Origin of the sequence: Cytobacillus horneckiae (assembly GCF_002835735.1) — a bacterium.
Taxonomy (GTDB): Bacteria; Bacillota; Bacilli; order Bacillales; family Cytobacillaceae; genus Cytobacillus; species Cytobacillus horneckiae.
The window spans coordinates 84,115-98,856 of sequence record NZ_PISD01000030.1 but is presented as its reverse complement, the minus strand read 5'-3'; the positions used below and the strand labels follow the sequence as shown (position 1 = coordinate 98,856).

The window sequence follows — 14,742 nt, the reverse complement described above, 5'->3', positions numbered from 1 at the left end:
AAGGGGGGATGTGGTTTGGAAAAACAGCAATAGAATAGGGAGGCTTTAATCTCAGATTATATTAATAGGCAAGAATTCTGAAGGGCGAATTCTTACTTTGAAAAGCTGGTTTGTTGGCCGGACGCGTGCGGCTGCTGATTTATCTGAATTACCCGACACCAGGCGAGAACGGCAAGGCTTTTTTGAAAAAAACCCATCACATTTCCCCTGTTGTAACCAAGTCAGATATAGCACAATTAACTCCTGATAAGATTTATAGTCAGCATTCAGGCTTTACCCTAAAAAAACCCTTATTTCTTAAGGGGAGAACCAAGCTTGATTAGAATTAATCAATTTCTAATCATTATTTTTATCAGAATTTTATTTACATTAAGAATATTATGAATTAATATAATTGTATACAAATATAAAGTTATACTGAAGGGGGTGAAAATTACGCAAATGAGAAAAAGGGTATCTAGGGTTTCAGCAAAGGACATTGTATATACCAAGTTAAAAAAAGGGATTATTTCATGTGAGTTCAAACCAGGTCAAGCAATTATTGAAGATGACTTAGCAAGTGAATTAGAGGTGAGTAGAACGCCCCTTAGAGAAGCTCTACAAAGATTAGAACTAGAGGAATTAGTTATTCGGCAACAAAATGGACGTTTAAAAGTAGCCCCCGTATCTGTGAAAGAAGTAAAGGAATTATTTTTAGTCCGTAGCATGCTAGAAGGAATTGTTGTTTTAGAAGCAATTGAAAATATTACAGAAAAGGAAATACAGCATCTTTCCTATTTAGTAATAATGGTTAAAAACTCAGGTGAAACAAACTTTGAAGATGTTGACCATTTTGGAAGCCAATTTCATACGGCACTCTATCACCTTTGTCATAACAATACAGCTGTAAAAATCTTAATGCAGCTTAATGATCGTATTGCCAGATATAAAAGGTTAGCCTATTTTGTTGATACAAAAAAAACGTCAGAGGAGCATGAAATTATTCTTGATTACATTATTAAAAAGGATAAATTAAATGCAGAAATCGCTATAAAAAACCATGTTTTAGATTCGATGGAGCAAGCTATAAAAGCCGTTGAACAGTATGAAGAATCAATTAATAATGTGTAGGTAAAGGGGGATATTATGTCATTTGCAGTTATCGGAGCAGGTAACACAGGTCAAGCAATCGCATGCTACCTCACACTCCAAGGGAAAAAGGTGAAATTATACAGCGGGTGTCCTAAAAAGGTAGAAGTACTTTCACATAGAGGTCTTGAACTTAAGGGGATGTATTCAGCTAGGTTATCTATAGAAGCATCGATTAATATTGAAGAAGTGATTAAAGATGCTGAATTTATTATAATCACGACTACTTCCTTTGGACACAAACCAATTTTTAAACAACTTAAACCGTTTTTACAAAGTAATCAAACCATCGCTATCTTTCCCGGTTATTGGGGGGCAGTAGAATGTAAAGAGATTTTGGGTCCGATAATTGATGAAAAAAATATTACTATTGCAGAAACGAGTGCAATGCCATTTGTTAGTAAAGCAGATAATGTAGGAACAGTTTATATAAATAAAATTAAGAATAATGTCCAAATTAGTGTTATGCCCACTCCAATGAATCTTTCCATCTCGAAAACGTTTTTAGAAGCATTCCCACAATTAATACCAGCAAATAATATCTTTGAAACTTCCTTAAACAATACGAATGTTGTTATCCATACCCCAATAACTTTATTTAACGCCAGCAGGATAGATGCTTCTGAAGAATTCAAATTTTATGGTCATGGTGTTTCACCATTAACGGTTACCTATATCGAAAAGCTAGATAAAGAAAGGAAAGATATTGCAGATTTGTTCAAAGTTCAAACGAAAGATATTTTAACTATTTTGAATGAGTTCTATGGAACAAATTATTCAAGCTTATATGACGCATTACCAGGGTTATTCCCAGATGCTATGGCTCCGACTACATTAAATCAAAGATATATTACTGAGGATATACCTTATGGCCTTGTCCCTATATCGGAATTAGGGAGGAAAGTCGGGATAAAAACCCCTTATACTGATTCAATTATTGAAACCGCTTCACTACTAATAAATAGAGACTTTAGGACAGAGGGGGTCAATTTTAATGGAATAACCAAGGAGGGCATTGCCTCTCTAGGAGGACTGACACAATATAGTTAATAGTCTTTGAATCTATTTTTTCAAGTAGGAGGAAATGGAATGGCCGAAATTGGAATGAATAACAGAATTAATTTCATGCAAAAAAAGATAACAGCTGTTGATTTAATTACTATTGTTATATTTGCCGTATTGTATCGAGTACTATGGTATTTTTTCAAATTTGCAGGAGTTGTTTTCCCTTTCAACCATACTTTTGTTTATCTCTTCTGTGCGTTTTGCTTAGTTCTTTGTTGGGTGGTGGTACGGAGGCCTTATGCTTCGGTTTATTTTACTGCAGCTTGGTGTGCAATAAACTTTTTTCTTCAAGGCGAACTTCCAATTTATTGGATTCTAGTAGTTACTGCGCCATTGTTACCAGAACTTTACTTACAGAAAAGAAGCAAATCTTTTAGCAATCCTGATGAAGTTTACTCAAGTACAAAAGATTTAATAGTCGCCGCACTGCTTTACAACATTGTTTACGAAGCGTTTGTATGGTGGAGTATTATTTATCCATATCAGATTCCAGTACCTTTTAATTTGATGGCAATTGTATTTGGGATTTCCCTTATTGGAATGATTATTGGTACTGTGATTGCTAAACCACTTGGACTTAAACTAAAAAATCTCTTAGGGTAATATCTATTTATTAATATGGAGGTGTAGATTGACCTATGGCAGCAATAGATTTTGTTTCTAATCTAGATACAGGTACATGGGTTCATAAACTGGACCCTAGAGCCAAACTTTTTTTAATATTAGCATTCGTAATCATTCCCCTATTGTTTATGGATCCTCTCTATTTAACATTGGTTTTACTGTTAGGTCTTCCAGTGTGGTTTTCTGCCAAGATTAAAATTAAGTCAATCGCTCCATTGCTAGGAACAATTGTTATTCTTGCTCTATCCGCGGTTATTTTTTCGACATTTTATAACTATGAACAGGCTGATGCAGTAGTGCTTTTATCCATTGGATCTCTGCAAGCTACCGATATTGGGCTGCTTTCGGGATTAGTGCTTGGATATAGAATTGCTATACCCTGTTTTATGACAATTATCATCATTTCAACAACAGACCCTGCGTTGTTAGCAAAAGGCTTAATGAAAATGAAAGTCCCAATGAGCATAGCTTTTATGTTTTTAGGAACATTACGTTTTTTTCCTTTAGTATTCGAAGAACTCACTAATATTTCCAATGCCCAAACAATTCGGGGGGTAAATAAAAAAGGAATAAAGGGAAGTTGGAGTAGTTTTAAATTAGCTGCTTTTCCACTTTTAGTAAATTCTTTGAGAAGGAGTAGAACGATGGGGTTAGCAGTTGAGAGTAAAGGATTTAGTAAAATGGCGTGGCGTGAATACTATCAGGATATGAAACTTGGAAAAATAGATATTATAGTTATTATTTTAACGATTCTATTCTTTGCTGTTGCACTATATGTAAGATATGTACTGGGACTGGGTGGAAATAATACGATAATTGCATAAAAAAGGAGTAAACTTATGAGTGATAACATTGTCGAGGTAAGAGGGGTTAGTTTTTCATATCCGGGTGTAGAAACAAAAACTTTGAAAAACATTGACTTAGAGATTAAAAAAGGAGAATTTGTCCTCATAACAGGCACTAGCGGCAGTGGAAAGACGACACTTGCAAAATGTCTAAACGGAATAATCCCTCATCTATCTGAGGGCAACCTAGTTGGAGACATAATTATTAATGGGAAGGATACTCAAAGTGTACCAATGCATGAACTTTCCTCTGAAATTGGAATGGTGTTCCAAAATCCTGAAGACCAGATTTTCTCAATACGGGTAGAGGATGAAGTTGCTTTTGGAGTGGAGTGCCAAGGATATACAAAAAAAGAAATTAAGGACCGTGTTGAATACGGGCTAAAAAAGTTAAGGTTAGAAAATATAAAAAAGCAAATTACATTTTCTTTATCCGGCGGACAAAAGCAAAAGGTATCTATTGCAAGTAACTTAGCCATGCTACCCTCCATTTTAATACTAGATGACCCAACTACTGATCTAGATCCAGTTAGCAAACAAGAAGTAATGGATATAATAGCAGAATTAAAAGAAGAACTTGATACAACCTTCCTTATCATAGAACATGACTTAAATGATTTGATTGAGTTTATTGATAGAATGATTATTATGCACGACGGTGAAATTATTTACAATGGAAGTCCAAGTGAAGTCTTATATAACCATTTTAATGAATTAGACAAGCTAGGAATTCGGATCCCAGATCATATAAGGTTATGTAAATATCTTTTTGATAAAGGTTTTAAATATGAGTCTAACCCAATATCAAAAAAAGAAGTTTCAGAATGGGTAAAACAACTATTTACATCAAACAAATTAATGTTACCAATGGCTAAAAATCAATTAAAGAGGAATCCGCAAGAAACTGTTGCTAAATTAAAGGATGTAAACTTTAGTTATCAAAAAGGCAGACAAATTTTACATGATATAAATTTAGATGTTAAACAAGGGGAACTTTTGGCCATTGTTGGCCATAATGGCTGTGGAAAATCCACATTAATGAAAAACCTAATTGGATTGTTAAAGCCCTCTCAAGGTTCTGTTACTATCAATAATAAAAATACAAAAGATTATAAAGTTCAAGACATTATTTTAGATATTGGATACGTTTTTCAAAATCCTGATAATCAACTATTCTGTAATTCTGTTGAAGAGGAAGTACAGTTTGGCTTAAAAAATAGAGGCTATCGCGAAAATATAATTAATGAAAAAGTCGAATTAGCACTCAATACAGTCGGATTACAAGAAAAAAGAAAAGAGCATCCTTTTTCTTTAAGCAGAGGTGAGCGACAAAGATTAGCCGTAGCAACAATGTTAGTTTCAAATCCAAAAATTATTTTATTAGATGAACCTACGACTGGTCAAGATGAGCAAAGTTTAAGAGCACTTTTAACCTTAATGGAAAAATTAATCACTGATCAAGAAGCAACTATTGTGATGATCACTCATGATATGGAAGTAGTAGCACAATATGCTAGTAGAGTCGTTGTAATAGATGCAGGAAGGATTGTACTTGAAGGTAGCCCAAATGAAGTCTTTTTTACTAATTATCAAAAATTACGTTCATTAAAATTAAAGCCACCAATTATTTCACAGTTTTCTGCAGAATTAAACGAATACGGATTTCCACATGTATCAAGTTGGACTATGTTTAGTAGTATTTTTATAAATAAAGAAAATGATAGAATGGTGGCTCCTTAAACAATCATGCAATTAAAAAATTGTTAAGGTACAATAATAAACTAGCCACTGAAACAGAAGAAAAAAACTATTCCTTTTTATTGACAAAGAAATAAAATGAAATGCACCACAATTTTAGATATTATCTAAAATCAGGAGGTGCTTTTCTTTTGTCTAAATATTAAAGTTAATACATTAAGGAAGTCTAGACAATTTATGACGGTAATTTGCATTTCCATAGAAAGCCCGACTGTTCTCAATATATCTCCGTGAAGACCCCAAAAAAAGATTCGTTCACTGAGATAAACTCAAAATATCTCCGTAAAGACAACCAAAGTAAGTCTCTTCACAAAAACCCTCACAATCTCTGCCGAATCTGCAAAAACATAACACCATCTTGTTTTTCTTGTCATATTCACCTTGTCCACTCCATAGCATGTACTGGCAGCCACTAGGTTGACTTTCTGTTAAAAGGAGTGGATAAAGTGTTAAATCGAATAGCTGATCGTTTCTCCAAGATGGTTGAGAAATATCTTCCGGATGCTTTTGTTATTGCTGTCCTTTTGACTTTATTTGTTTTTATTGTTGCTTTTTTTATGAAACCAGCAGAGCCTATATCAACGTTTAAGTCGTTTGGCGATGGCTTCTGGATGTATTTGACCTTTACGATGCAAATGGTTTTGCTTTTAATGACTGGAATGACATTGGCGGCAGTTCCTTTTATCCAGCGATTTCTAACGGCTGTTGCCTCTTTGGCAAAGACGGCTAATCAAGCCTATATTCTTACTTTTCTAGTTTCATCTGCAGCGTATTACATTAACTGGGGGCTAGCGGTTGTAGTAGGAGCAATCATTGCCCGAGAGGTTGGAAAAAGAAATAAAAAAGCGCATTTTCCATTATTAGTTGCAGCCGCTTATGCACCGACAGTGACTTATACTGCAGGATTATCAAGTTCAATTGGCCTGTCTGTAGCAACAAAAGGGCATTTTCTTGAAGAAGCGATAGGAATCATCCCTACATCTGAAACAATTTTCCATCCCGGAACAATCATTATTTTAATTGCTCTCGTTATTACCATGCCGATTTTTATCATATTCATGGCACCAAAAAAGGATATTATTCCGTTTACTCCTAAGGTAAATGAAAAAGCGAAAAGTGACATTGAGGATGCTGCTCAATCTAAATATCCAGCTATTAGGCTAGAAAAATCACCAATTCTTGGTGTGTTAACAGGACTCATTGGATTCATTTATATCATTTCAGAATTTATTAATGGCAGAGATCTTGATTTAAATATCATTAATATTACCTTTTTATCTTTAGGGCTGATTTTTCATCAATCATTATTTCAATATGCCCAAGCCTTTAAGGAGGCGGCTACATCCATCTCGCCAATTATCTTGCAGTTCCCTTTTTATGCTGGGATTATTGCTGTATTAGGCAGCTCAGGATTAGCTGAATCAATCATTAATTGGATGGCATCAATTGCAAATAAAGATACTTTTGATGTTTTCACCTATTGGGCGGCTGGCATCGTCAACCTTCTTGCACCTTCAGGAGGAGGGCAATGGGCGCTGCAAGGTCCTCTTCAAGTTGCAGCCGGCGCAAAGCTTGGCGTCGACCATGCAGTCACTGCAATGGCCGTTGGCTGGGGGGATGGATGGACAAACTTGATTCAGCCATTTTGGGCTTTGCCGATTTTAAGTGTTGTCGGCCTTCATATTCGCCATATTATGGGTTACTGTATTCTATTAAGCATATGGGTGGGTATTCTTACGACCGTTCTTTTATTTTTTGTTTATTAGCCTATATGTCACTATATTAAAAAGAGCTGATTTCTGTTTACGGAAATCAGCTCTTTTTAATGTGCCAACTAGCCTCATATTAATGGAGGAAATTAAAATCAGGGGATTTTTCCGACATGATAGGGAAGTTCCCCGATATGGAAATTACCTCCGTAAATCTACAATAAAGAAAAGGTCATTTATTGTACAAGGGAGGGACGACTTTTGCAGACAAAAACAGTAAATAATCAAAAGCATCAACGCTCCATTAATAACGCTTTTGCTTCGCATTTTGCAAAATCCATGTTTTTGGCAGTCAGTGGACTTGCCATATTAACCTTTATAGGTACGAGGATGTTTACACATGTGGATTTAAATTTATATGGATACATGGTAGGGACAATTATCTTTTTAGGAGGGTTCTTTTATCGGTTTATTTCGTGGGGAGAAAGGCCTCCGACAAAGTTGCTGATAAAAAAAGGCATGAAGCTTCTTTTCCGAAAATCGACACCTAAAACAACGGTTAATCATTTAGCAGTATACGAATTTATTTGGAACAGGGGAATTTATCGGTGGACTCAGCATATTCTGATCGGCTGGGGATGTATACTTGCTTGTCTTGTTACATTTCCACTCGTATTCGGCTGGATGTACTTCACGATGGATGACACTGGCTATTACAACATCATCTTGATGGGAATGGAGATTATGACAGTTCCGGCGGATGGTATTATTGCAAACCTTTCCTATAATGCTTTGAATATTACCGCTTTAATGGTGATTGCAGGGGTTTCAATGGCGTTGTACCGGCGAATTAAAAACATGCAAGCAAGGGCTGAACAGACAATCTTGTATGATTTTCTTCCCTTATACATGCTTTTGTTAATAAGCATCACTGGTTTGGCGCTAACCTTTATGAATGTTTTTTTACATGGAGTCGGGCAGCCGATTATGTCATTGATTCATCAATGGTCCGTCATTATCACTTTGATCTATCTGCCTTTCGGAAAACTTGCACATATCCCTTTCCGTCCATTAAGCATTTTTGCAAGAAATTATAGAGAGCATTATGCTGAACAATCGATGAAAAAATGCAATGTTTGCGGAAACGAATTTGTTTCAGATGAACAATCTAAAGATGTCGTCGCAGTGCTTGGCATAAATCAAATAGAATTTCAGACGAAGGAAGGCCATCACCTTGCAGAGCTTTGTCTCCCTTGTCGCAGAAAATATCGGATTGCACAATTTTCAGGTTTCCCTACACATGATGTGAAGGTTAAGGAGGCGAATCAGAATGCAAAGGGATAAGTTTTATCAGGAAATTGAAAATCGCACTCATCCAAATGAAAAATTAATCAAGACACATTGCAGCTATTGCGGCATGCAATGCGGCATGCATTTGCGCGTCAATACTGCGACAAATAAAATTATCGGGGTTGAACCCCGCTATGACTGGCCGGTTACGGCAGGGAAGATGTGTCCAAAAGGGGTGACTGCTTATCAGCAGACCAATCATAAGGACCGTCTTTTAAAACCGCTAATCCGTGATGATGCTTCTTTAAAAGGAACAAAAAAAGGTTTCCGTGAGGCTAGCTGGGATGAAGCATATGATGTGATTGCTAAAAATTTTAAGCAACAACAAGAAAAGTATGGAAAGGATTCATTGGCCGTTTTTAGCGGAGTATCAATGACGAATGAGAAATGCTATCTGACAGGGAAATTCGCCAGGGTGGCACTGGGAACGAGATACATAGATTATAATGGTCGATTCTGTATGTCAAGTGCTGCTGGAGGGTTTCTTCGCTCCTTTGGTGTGGATCGCGGGTCTACATTGCCCTGGACAGATATACATGAGACGGACTGTCTTTTTATTGCAGGAAGCAACACGGCAGAATGCCATCCAACTTCCATGTTCAGAATTTGGAATGTGCAGGAAAGAGGAGGCTATATTATAGTTGTTGATCCTCGAGAAACACCGATTGCAAGGAGAGCCGATCTTCACTTGGATTTGAAACCCGGTACAGACCTTGCACTTGCAAATGGAATCACGAACCTTCTTATTCAAAATGGATATGCCGATGAGGACTTTATTAAGAAGCATACGAATGGGTTTGAAGAAACAAAAGAACTTGTGAAGGAATTTACGCTTGCATATACAAGCGAGGTAACAGGAGTGAATCAAGAGAAAATCATCCGGGCTGCTGAGATTTATGGAAAATCTCCAAATGCAGTTGTCATGTTTGCCAGGGGGATTGAACAGCAGCATAAAGGGGTCGATAATGTTTCGGCTTATACGAATATGGCTCTTATTACAGGAAAGATTGGCAGACCGAAATCTGGCGTCGCTACTTTTACCGGCCAAGGAAATGGGCAGGGCGGCAGGGAGCATGGCCAGAAATCAGATCTTCTCCCTGGATATAGAAAAATAACAAACCCGAAGCATGTAGAAGAGGTATGTCACGTTTGGGGGATCAAACAAGAGGAGATGCCTGGACCTGGTGTATCCGCGTATGAAATGTTTGAATTAATGGATCAAAAGGTTATTCGCGGCTTATATTTGCTTTGCTCTAATCCGGCTGTATCTGCACCAAATTTGAATTTTGTCAGACAAGCGATGAAAAAGCTGGATTTCATGGTGTGCTCAGACTTCTACCTTTCTGAATCTGCAGAATTTGCAGATGTTGTCTTGCCGGCAGTTACTTGGGCTGAAGACGAAGGGACAGTTACAAATTTGGAAGGACGGATTATTAAAATTAACAAAGCCCAGGAGCCGCTTGGGGATTCAAAGCCAGACTGGCAAATGCAGGTTGAGCTTGCCGAAAGATTAGGCAAGGGAAAATATTTTTCTCATTTGAAAACCGCAAAGGCCGTGGCTGAGGAATTCAGGCTTGCAAGCAAAGGCGGAAACGCAGATTACTTTGGGGCAACTTGGGATAAGATCGACAGGCAGGACGGTGTGTTTTGGCCATGTAAGGATGAAAATGATCAAGGGACCCCTCATATGTTTCTTGATAAAAAGTTTTATCATCCTGATGGCAGAGCAAAAATTTGTGCCTTGCCTTATCGCCCTCCAGCGGAAGAGCCGGATGATGCATACCCGCTCCGCTTAACTACTGGACGTGTCGTCTACCATTATCTTTCAGGGAATCAAACGAGAAGAATTGAGTTTCTTAGAGACATGTGCCCTGAGCCTTTTGTGGAAGTGCATCCGCAAACAGCGAAAATATATAATATCGCTCATGAAGAAGAGGTTCGTCTCTTTACGCGAAGAGGCGAAGGGAAATTTAAAGTGAAAATAACAGAAGCGATTCGGAAGGATACTGTATTTGTTCCGTATCATTTTGGTCACGATGAATCTATCAATCTATTAACGATAGCTGCACTCGACCCCATTTCTCGCATGCCGGAATTTAAGGCATGCGCCGCTCAGATGGAAAAACTCTAACTGAAGAAGGTGCATTTAAATTGAAAAAGAGGCTATATATAGAGCTCGAAAATTGCATTGGATGCCGCTCTTGCCTTGCAGCATGCACCCAATGTGGCGGACATGAGGAGCGGAATAGGAATTATGTTTATGATGTAAATCCGTTAGTCAATAGGCAGACAATGCCGCTTATGTGTCTACATTGTGTGAATCCTGCATGTGCCCGAAGCTGCCCTGCCCAGGCGATACAGGTTCATGAAACCGGTGCTGTTTTATCTGCCCTCGTAGAAAAATGCATCGGCTGTCAAAACTGTACAATTGCTTGTCCGTATGGCATACCGAAATTTGATACGGAACAAAACCTGATGTACAAATGTGATTTATGCATTGATAGGACAAAAGATGGCATACCGCCCATGTGTGCGAGTGTCTGTCCGACTAATACGCTTCAATGGCTTACAGATGAAGAAATTGCAAATCGAAAGAAGCAATTCAATATGGATAATGGCAAATGGATTTCAAGCATGCCGTACCTTGAGGGGGAAACAAATGTAAAAGTAAATCTCCCTGGAATACTACAAGGCATTACAAAGCTGTTTTAGGAGGGATGAAAAATGTCTAATAAAAATAACAAAATTCCCTTTAGTGAAGATAATTATACCCATAATATTAACCGGCTGAATGAGAGGAAACTGGACAGAAGAGGATTTATGAAAACTTTGGCTGGGGCTGCGGGCGTATTCGCAATATCCTCGATTCCATGGGGTGCAGTCGCTGCTAAAGAACTAATGGGATTAGGTGAGAAAGAATATCCGCATAAAAAAATAGCAGATGTCGACGAATTGCCGATTGGCGATGCAGTTGAATTTAAGTTTCCAGGCGCTCATGATGATGCCATACTCATCAGATTATCTGAAAATAAATATGTCGCTTATCAAAATGCATGTACACATTTGCGCTGTCCGGTGTATTGGGTAAAAGACCAAGGAGAAATGATATGTCCTTGCCATCATGGGAAGTTCGATGTGGAGACAGGTTCTCCTACTGCCGGCCCGCCAAGAAGACCGTTGCCAGAAATCGAGATAAAAGTAAAGGACAGCGCAATATATGCTGTGAAGGTGAAGCGATATGAAGCGTAGCTATATAGGTATAGTCATTCTTTGTTTCATCTTGTTCCTTAATATCATTTTTACGCAATCTATGGTTCATCAATTTTTTTATGAGAACTATGTAAATACCCTTATTTTTATGGGGTTGAATCTTTTGCTATTTCCAACGGCGGTCATTGCTTATAAAAAGACAATTGATGTATTGGAGTGATAAGAATGAATAGTGAAACTTATCTTGATTTTTGTTTTATAAGGGAGGCTTCCGGAGACTTTTCATCTGAAATAAACCAAATTCTTTCAACCCTTTTTGACGGGATCCGTCTTCATTGGTATTTAGATGAAAAATCAGACGATGGAATGGATGTAGTGGTTGCCGAAGTGAAAGGAATGAGCAAGTGGCAATCTGAAGAGGAGACAATTGATTTTATCGAAGAGCATGCTACACAATCCTTCTGGGATTACTTGCAAGGCTTTCAATTCATTGTCTATCCTCCAAAGAGAGGATGCGGCAGTTGTGGAAATCAATAAAATGAAAGACTTGCTATGCTTTGTTCTACAAAAAACGAAAATATCCATTCGCGATGAAGCTGGTGATGAACAGGCGCCATTTATTTCAAAAATAATTACGAAAGTGGATCTTTGCCCTGACCGCACTCATATACGCATTTATTTTGACCATATTCATTTTTTAGCTGTTCCTCTTACTTCAAATATAACCACCGGTGATAATTGGTGGACAGCTTTTGATGAGAATTCAGGCTTACAATATGTCCTTAGAAAAGAGGCTGAAAGCTATGATTAAAAGAGTTCAACTTCCGCTGCAAACAATGAATCTAGTCATCGGTTTTATGGTTTGGGTGCTCATATCATCCTTATTGCCATTTATAAGGGAGGACATAGCAATACCAGAAGGGAAGCTGGCACTAGTGACTGCTGTCCCTGTAATATTAGGATCCATTCTTCGGATTCCGCTTGGCTATTATGCAAACCAGTTTGGCGCACGTAAAATTTTTCTGGTGAGTTTTATACTGCTTTTATTTCCAGTTTACTATATTAGTATTGCCGACTCGCTGATTGATCTTATTATAGGTGGGCTGTTCCTTGGAATTGGCGGTGCTGTATTTTCTGTTGGGGTTACTTCATTGCCAAAGTATTACCCTAAAGAGCGGCATGGCTTTGTAAATGGCATTTATGGTGCCGGTAATTTGGGGACTGCCGTTACAACCTTCGCAGCTCCAGTACTGGCTGTGAAATTCGGCTGGTCAGCAACAATCCAAATCTACCTTGTCATTCTTGCTCTTTTTATTGCAGCAAACTTCTTATTAGGAGATAAAAAAGAACCAAAAGTAAAGACACCTCTGCTAGAGCAAATCAAAGGCGTCTATAAAAATGAAAAGCTATGGCTTTTGAGTTTATTTTATTTTATAACCTATGGCTCCTTTGTTGCCTTCACAATTTATCTGCCTAATTTCCTAGTCTCCAATTTTACTTTAGATAAAGTAGATGCGGGAATGAGAACAGCAGGCTTTATTGTTTTAGCAACAGCTATGAGGCCGATTGGAGGCTGGCTCGCAGACAGGTATCATTCATTAATTATTTTAATGTTTGTGTTTGGCGGATTTACGATAGCAGCACTAGTACTATCTTTCGCCCCAACAATTTCCTGGTATACAATTGGCTGTCTGACAATTGCTCTGTGTGCCGGTATAGGCAATGGTGTTATATTTAAGCTAGTGCCGATGTATTTCCAGAAGCAGGCCGGAATTGTGAATGGGATCGTGTCCGCAATGGGTGGCTTGGGGGGCTTCTTCCCGCCAATCATTCTTTCTGTGCTATTCGATATGACAGGCCACTATGCAATCGGTTTTATGGCATTATCAGAGGTCGCATTAGCAAGTTTGATTCTTGTGATATGGATGTATTACCAAGGGAAAATGGGGATCGCCAAAGAGGTGATTGATCATACAGTCGAAGGAATTCTTGTAACAAATAAAAAAGGGCAGATTATTACAGTTAATCCTGCTTTTACTGAAATTACTGGCTATCAGAAAAATGAAGTGATTGGCCAAAATCCTAGCATTCTTAAATCCGGGAAGCAATCACAAGCCTTTTATGAAGATTTATGGCAATCTATAGAAAATAACGGATTCTGGCAAGGTGAGATATGGAATAAACGCAAAGATGGCCAACAGTATCTTCAATGGCTGACGATAAGCACCATCAAGAATGACGCAGGTGAAGTCATCCAATACGCAGGAATGTTCAGCGATATTTCCGGCAGGGAAATAAAAAAGGCTTAGCTTGAAAGGAGGGTGGACATGACAACACAGCCAGAGAATCAAAAAGTCAGCTCCTATATTATACAGTCACAGGAGCAAGAGATTAAACGCATCGCACTTGAACTGCATGAAGGGGTAGGGCAGTCGCTCTATAGTCTGTTTACCGGTTTGCAGTTTATTGAGAAGGCAGTCAAAGAACCGGAGATGAAGAGCTATATGGGCAATATGACGAATATTATGGAAAAAACAATCCAGGAAATCAGGCTGCTGTCCGTAGAATTGCACCCTCCTACTTTAACTACTTTAGGCATTGTGCCTGCAGTGAAGAGCTATTTGAAACTATATACGTCAACCTATGGCATTGAAGTAACTGTTGATCATTGCGGCGATGAGGTTCCGCTAACTGAACGTGAAAATATTGCCTTGTTCAGAGTGTGTCAAGAGGCGCTAGTGAATATTGCAAGATATGCAGATACCTCAAGCGCTAGTGTTATATTTATATGGGATAAAGATTTGTTATCTATCACAATTAAAGACTCAGGCAAGGGCTTTGATGTGGAAGCCGGAATGGAAAAATCTTGCGGTCTTGCTGCGATGAAGGAAAGAATGAAATTAATTGGCGGCAAATGTTCTATTGCTTCTAATACAGGAGAAGGGACAGCTATAGAGGTTTTGCTTCCATTATAATTCAGCGGAGGATTGCGATACTGCAATCCTCTATTGTGTATAATTACTTATAAAATAAACAGTCAAGGAGGGAACTGC

15 protein-coding genes are annotated in these 14,742 nt (G+C 38.1%); all 15 read left to right on the top strand.

Annotated features, from left to right (window positions below; all coding sequences use genetic code 11):
• The first annotated feature begins 441 nt into the window (after window positions 1–441).
• The 15 genes from CWS20_RS13895 (at window position 442) to CWS20_RS13825 (ending at window position 14,664) form a co-directional block, all read left to right on the top strand.
• Window positions 442–1,110 (top strand): GntR family transcriptional regulator, encoded by a 669-nt coding sequence (locus CWS20_RS13895; protein WP_066189492.1) that lies wholly within the window; start codon window positions 442–444, stop codon window positions 1,108–1,110.
• Window positions 1,111–1,125: 15 nt separating this feature from the next.
• A complete protein-coding gene (locus CWS20_RS13890) occupies window positions 1,126–2,178 on the top strand; it encodes an NAD/NADP-dependent octopine/nopaline dehydrogenase family protein (RefSeq protein WP_066189494.1) in 1,053 nt (350 codons plus the stop codon).
• Between the two features lie 39 nt (window positions 2,179–2,217).
• The gene (locus CWS20_RS13885; RefSeq protein ID WP_066189497.1) at window positions 2,218–2,796 is read left to right on the top strand and encodes a hypothetical protein; all 579 of its coding nucleotides are present in this window, start codon (window positions 2,218–2,220) and stop codon (window positions 2,794–2,796) included.
• Between the two features lie 35 nt (window positions 2,797–2,831).
• The gene (locus tag CWS20_RS13880; protein WP_066189500.1) at window positions 2,832–3,641 is read left to right on the top strand and encodes an energy-coupling factor transporter transmembrane component T family protein; all 810 of its coding nucleotides are present in this window, start codon (window positions 2,832–2,834) and stop codon (window positions 3,639–3,641) included.
• Window positions 3,642–3,656: 15 nt separating this feature from the next.
• Window positions 3,657–5,402, top strand: coding sequence for an ABC transporter ATP-binding protein (locus CWS20_RS13875; RefSeq protein WP_066189503.1), 1,746 nt, complete (start codon window positions 3,657–3,659; stop codon window positions 5,400–5,402).
• 464 nt (window positions 5,403–5,866) lie between these two features.
• Complete coding sequence (locus CWS20_RS13870; protein ID WP_066189506.1) at window positions 5,867–7,186, top strand: short-chain fatty acid transporter; 1,320 nt, start codon at window positions 5,867–5,869, stop codon at window positions 7,184–7,186.
• 246 nt (window positions 7,187–7,432) lie between these two features.
• Entirely contained in the window at window positions 7,433–8,473 is a 1,041-nt protein-coding gene (locus CWS20_RS13865; protein WP_066191985.1) for a hypothetical protein, read from the top strand.
• A complete protein-coding gene (locus tag CWS20_RS13860) occupies window positions 8,460–10,610 on the top strand; it encodes a molybdopterin oxidoreductase family protein (protein ID WP_066189509.1) in 2,151 nt (716 codons plus the stop codon). The genes CWS20_RS13865 and CWS20_RS13860 overlap by 14 nt, the downstream gene beginning before the upstream one ends.
• A gap of 20 nt (window positions 10,611–10,630) precedes the next feature.
• Window positions 10,631–11,191 carry a 4Fe-4S dicluster domain-containing protein gene (locus tag CWS20_RS13855; protein ID WP_066191984.1) on the top strand — a complete coding sequence of 187 codons (561 nt, stop codon included), beginning with the start codon at window positions 10,631–10,633 and terminating at the stop codon, window positions 11,189–11,191.
• Window positions 11,192–11,203: 12 nt separating this feature from the next.
• Entirely contained in the window at window positions 11,204–11,728 is a 525-nt protein-coding gene (locus CWS20_RS13850; RefSeq protein WP_066189510.1) for a Rieske 2Fe-2S domain-containing protein, read from the top strand.
• Window positions 11,718–11,909 carry a hypothetical protein gene (locus tag CWS20_RS13845; protein WP_066189513.1) on the top strand — a complete coding sequence of 64 codons (192 nt, stop codon included), beginning with the start codon at window positions 11,718–11,720 and terminating at the stop codon, window positions 11,907–11,909. Before CWS20_RS13850 ends, CWS20_RS13845 begins: the two co-directional genes overlap by 11 nt.
• 5 nt (window positions 11,910–11,914) lie before the next feature.
• The gene (locus CWS20_RS13840) at window positions 11,915–12,226 is read left to right on the top strand and encodes a hypothetical protein (RefSeq protein WP_066189520.1); all 312 of its coding nucleotides are present in this window, start codon (window positions 11,915–11,917) and stop codon (window positions 12,224–12,226) included.
• The gene (locus tag CWS20_RS13835) at window positions 12,213–12,500 is read left to right on the top strand and encodes a hypothetical protein (RefSeq protein WP_066189523.1); all 288 of its coding nucleotides are present in this window, start codon (window positions 12,213–12,215) and stop codon (window positions 12,498–12,500) included. Before CWS20_RS13840 ends, CWS20_RS13835 begins: the two co-directional genes overlap by 14 nt.
• On the top strand, window positions 12,493–13,998 hold the full coding sequence (locus CWS20_RS13830) for an MFS transporter (protein ID WP_066189526.1): 1,506 nt from the start codon (window positions 12,493–12,495) through the stop codon (window positions 13,996–13,998). Before CWS20_RS13835 ends, CWS20_RS13830 begins: the two co-directional genes overlap by 8 nt.
• Window positions 13,999–14,016: 18 nt before the next feature.
• Window positions 14,017–14,664, top strand: a complete 648-nt coding sequence (locus CWS20_RS13825) for a sensor histidine kinase (RefSeq protein ID WP_066189528.1) — start codon at window positions 14,017–14,019, stop codon at window positions 14,662–14,664.
• Window positions 14,665–14,742 lie beyond the last annotated feature (78 nt).

Excerpts from the sequence above, each read along its gene's own strand:
- CWS20_RS13895 (WP_066189492.1), top strand. The coding sequence starts at position 442 with ATGAGAAAAAGGGTATCTAGGGTTTCAGCAAAGGACATTGTATATACC.
- CWS20_RS13890 (WP_066189494.1), top strand. The coding sequence starts at position 1,126 with ATGTCATTTGCAGTTATCGGAGCAGGTAACACAGGTCAAGCAATCGCA.
- CWS20_RS13885 (WP_066189497.1), top strand. The coding sequence starts at position 2,218 with ATGGCCGAAATTGGAATGAATAACAGAATTAATTTCATGCAAAAAAAG.
- CWS20_RS13880 (WP_066189500.1), top strand. The coding sequence starts at position 2,832 with ATGGCAGCAATAGATTTTGTTTCTAATCTAGATACAGGTACATGGGTT.
- CWS20_RS13875 (WP_066189503.1), top strand. The coding sequence starts at position 3,657 with ATGAGTGATAACATTGTCGAGGTAAGAGGGGTTAGTTTTTCATATCCG.
- CWS20_RS13860 (WP_066189509.1), top strand. The coding sequence starts at position 8,460 with ATGCAAAGGGATAAGTTTTATCAGGAAATTGAAAATCGCACTCATCCA.
- CWS20_RS13850 (WP_066189510.1), top strand. The coding sequence starts at position 11,204 with ATGTCTAATAAAAATAACAAAATTCCCTTTAGTGAAGATAATTATACC.
- CWS20_RS13845 (WP_066189513.1), top strand. The coding sequence starts at position 11,718 with ATGAAGCGTAGCTATATAGGTATAGTCATTCTTTGTTTCATCTTGTTC.
- CWS20_RS13840 (WP_066189520.1), top strand. The coding sequence starts at position 11,915 with ATGAATAGTGAAACTTATCTTGATTTTTGTTTTATAAGGGAGGCTTCC.
- CWS20_RS13830 (WP_066189526.1), top strand. The coding sequence starts at position 12,493 with ATGATTAAAAGAGTTCAACTTCCGCTGCAAACAATGAATCTAGTCATC.
- CWS20_RS13825 (WP_066189528.1), top strand. The coding sequence starts at position 14,017 with ATGACAACACAGCCAGAGAATCAAAAAGTCAGCTCCTATATTATACAG.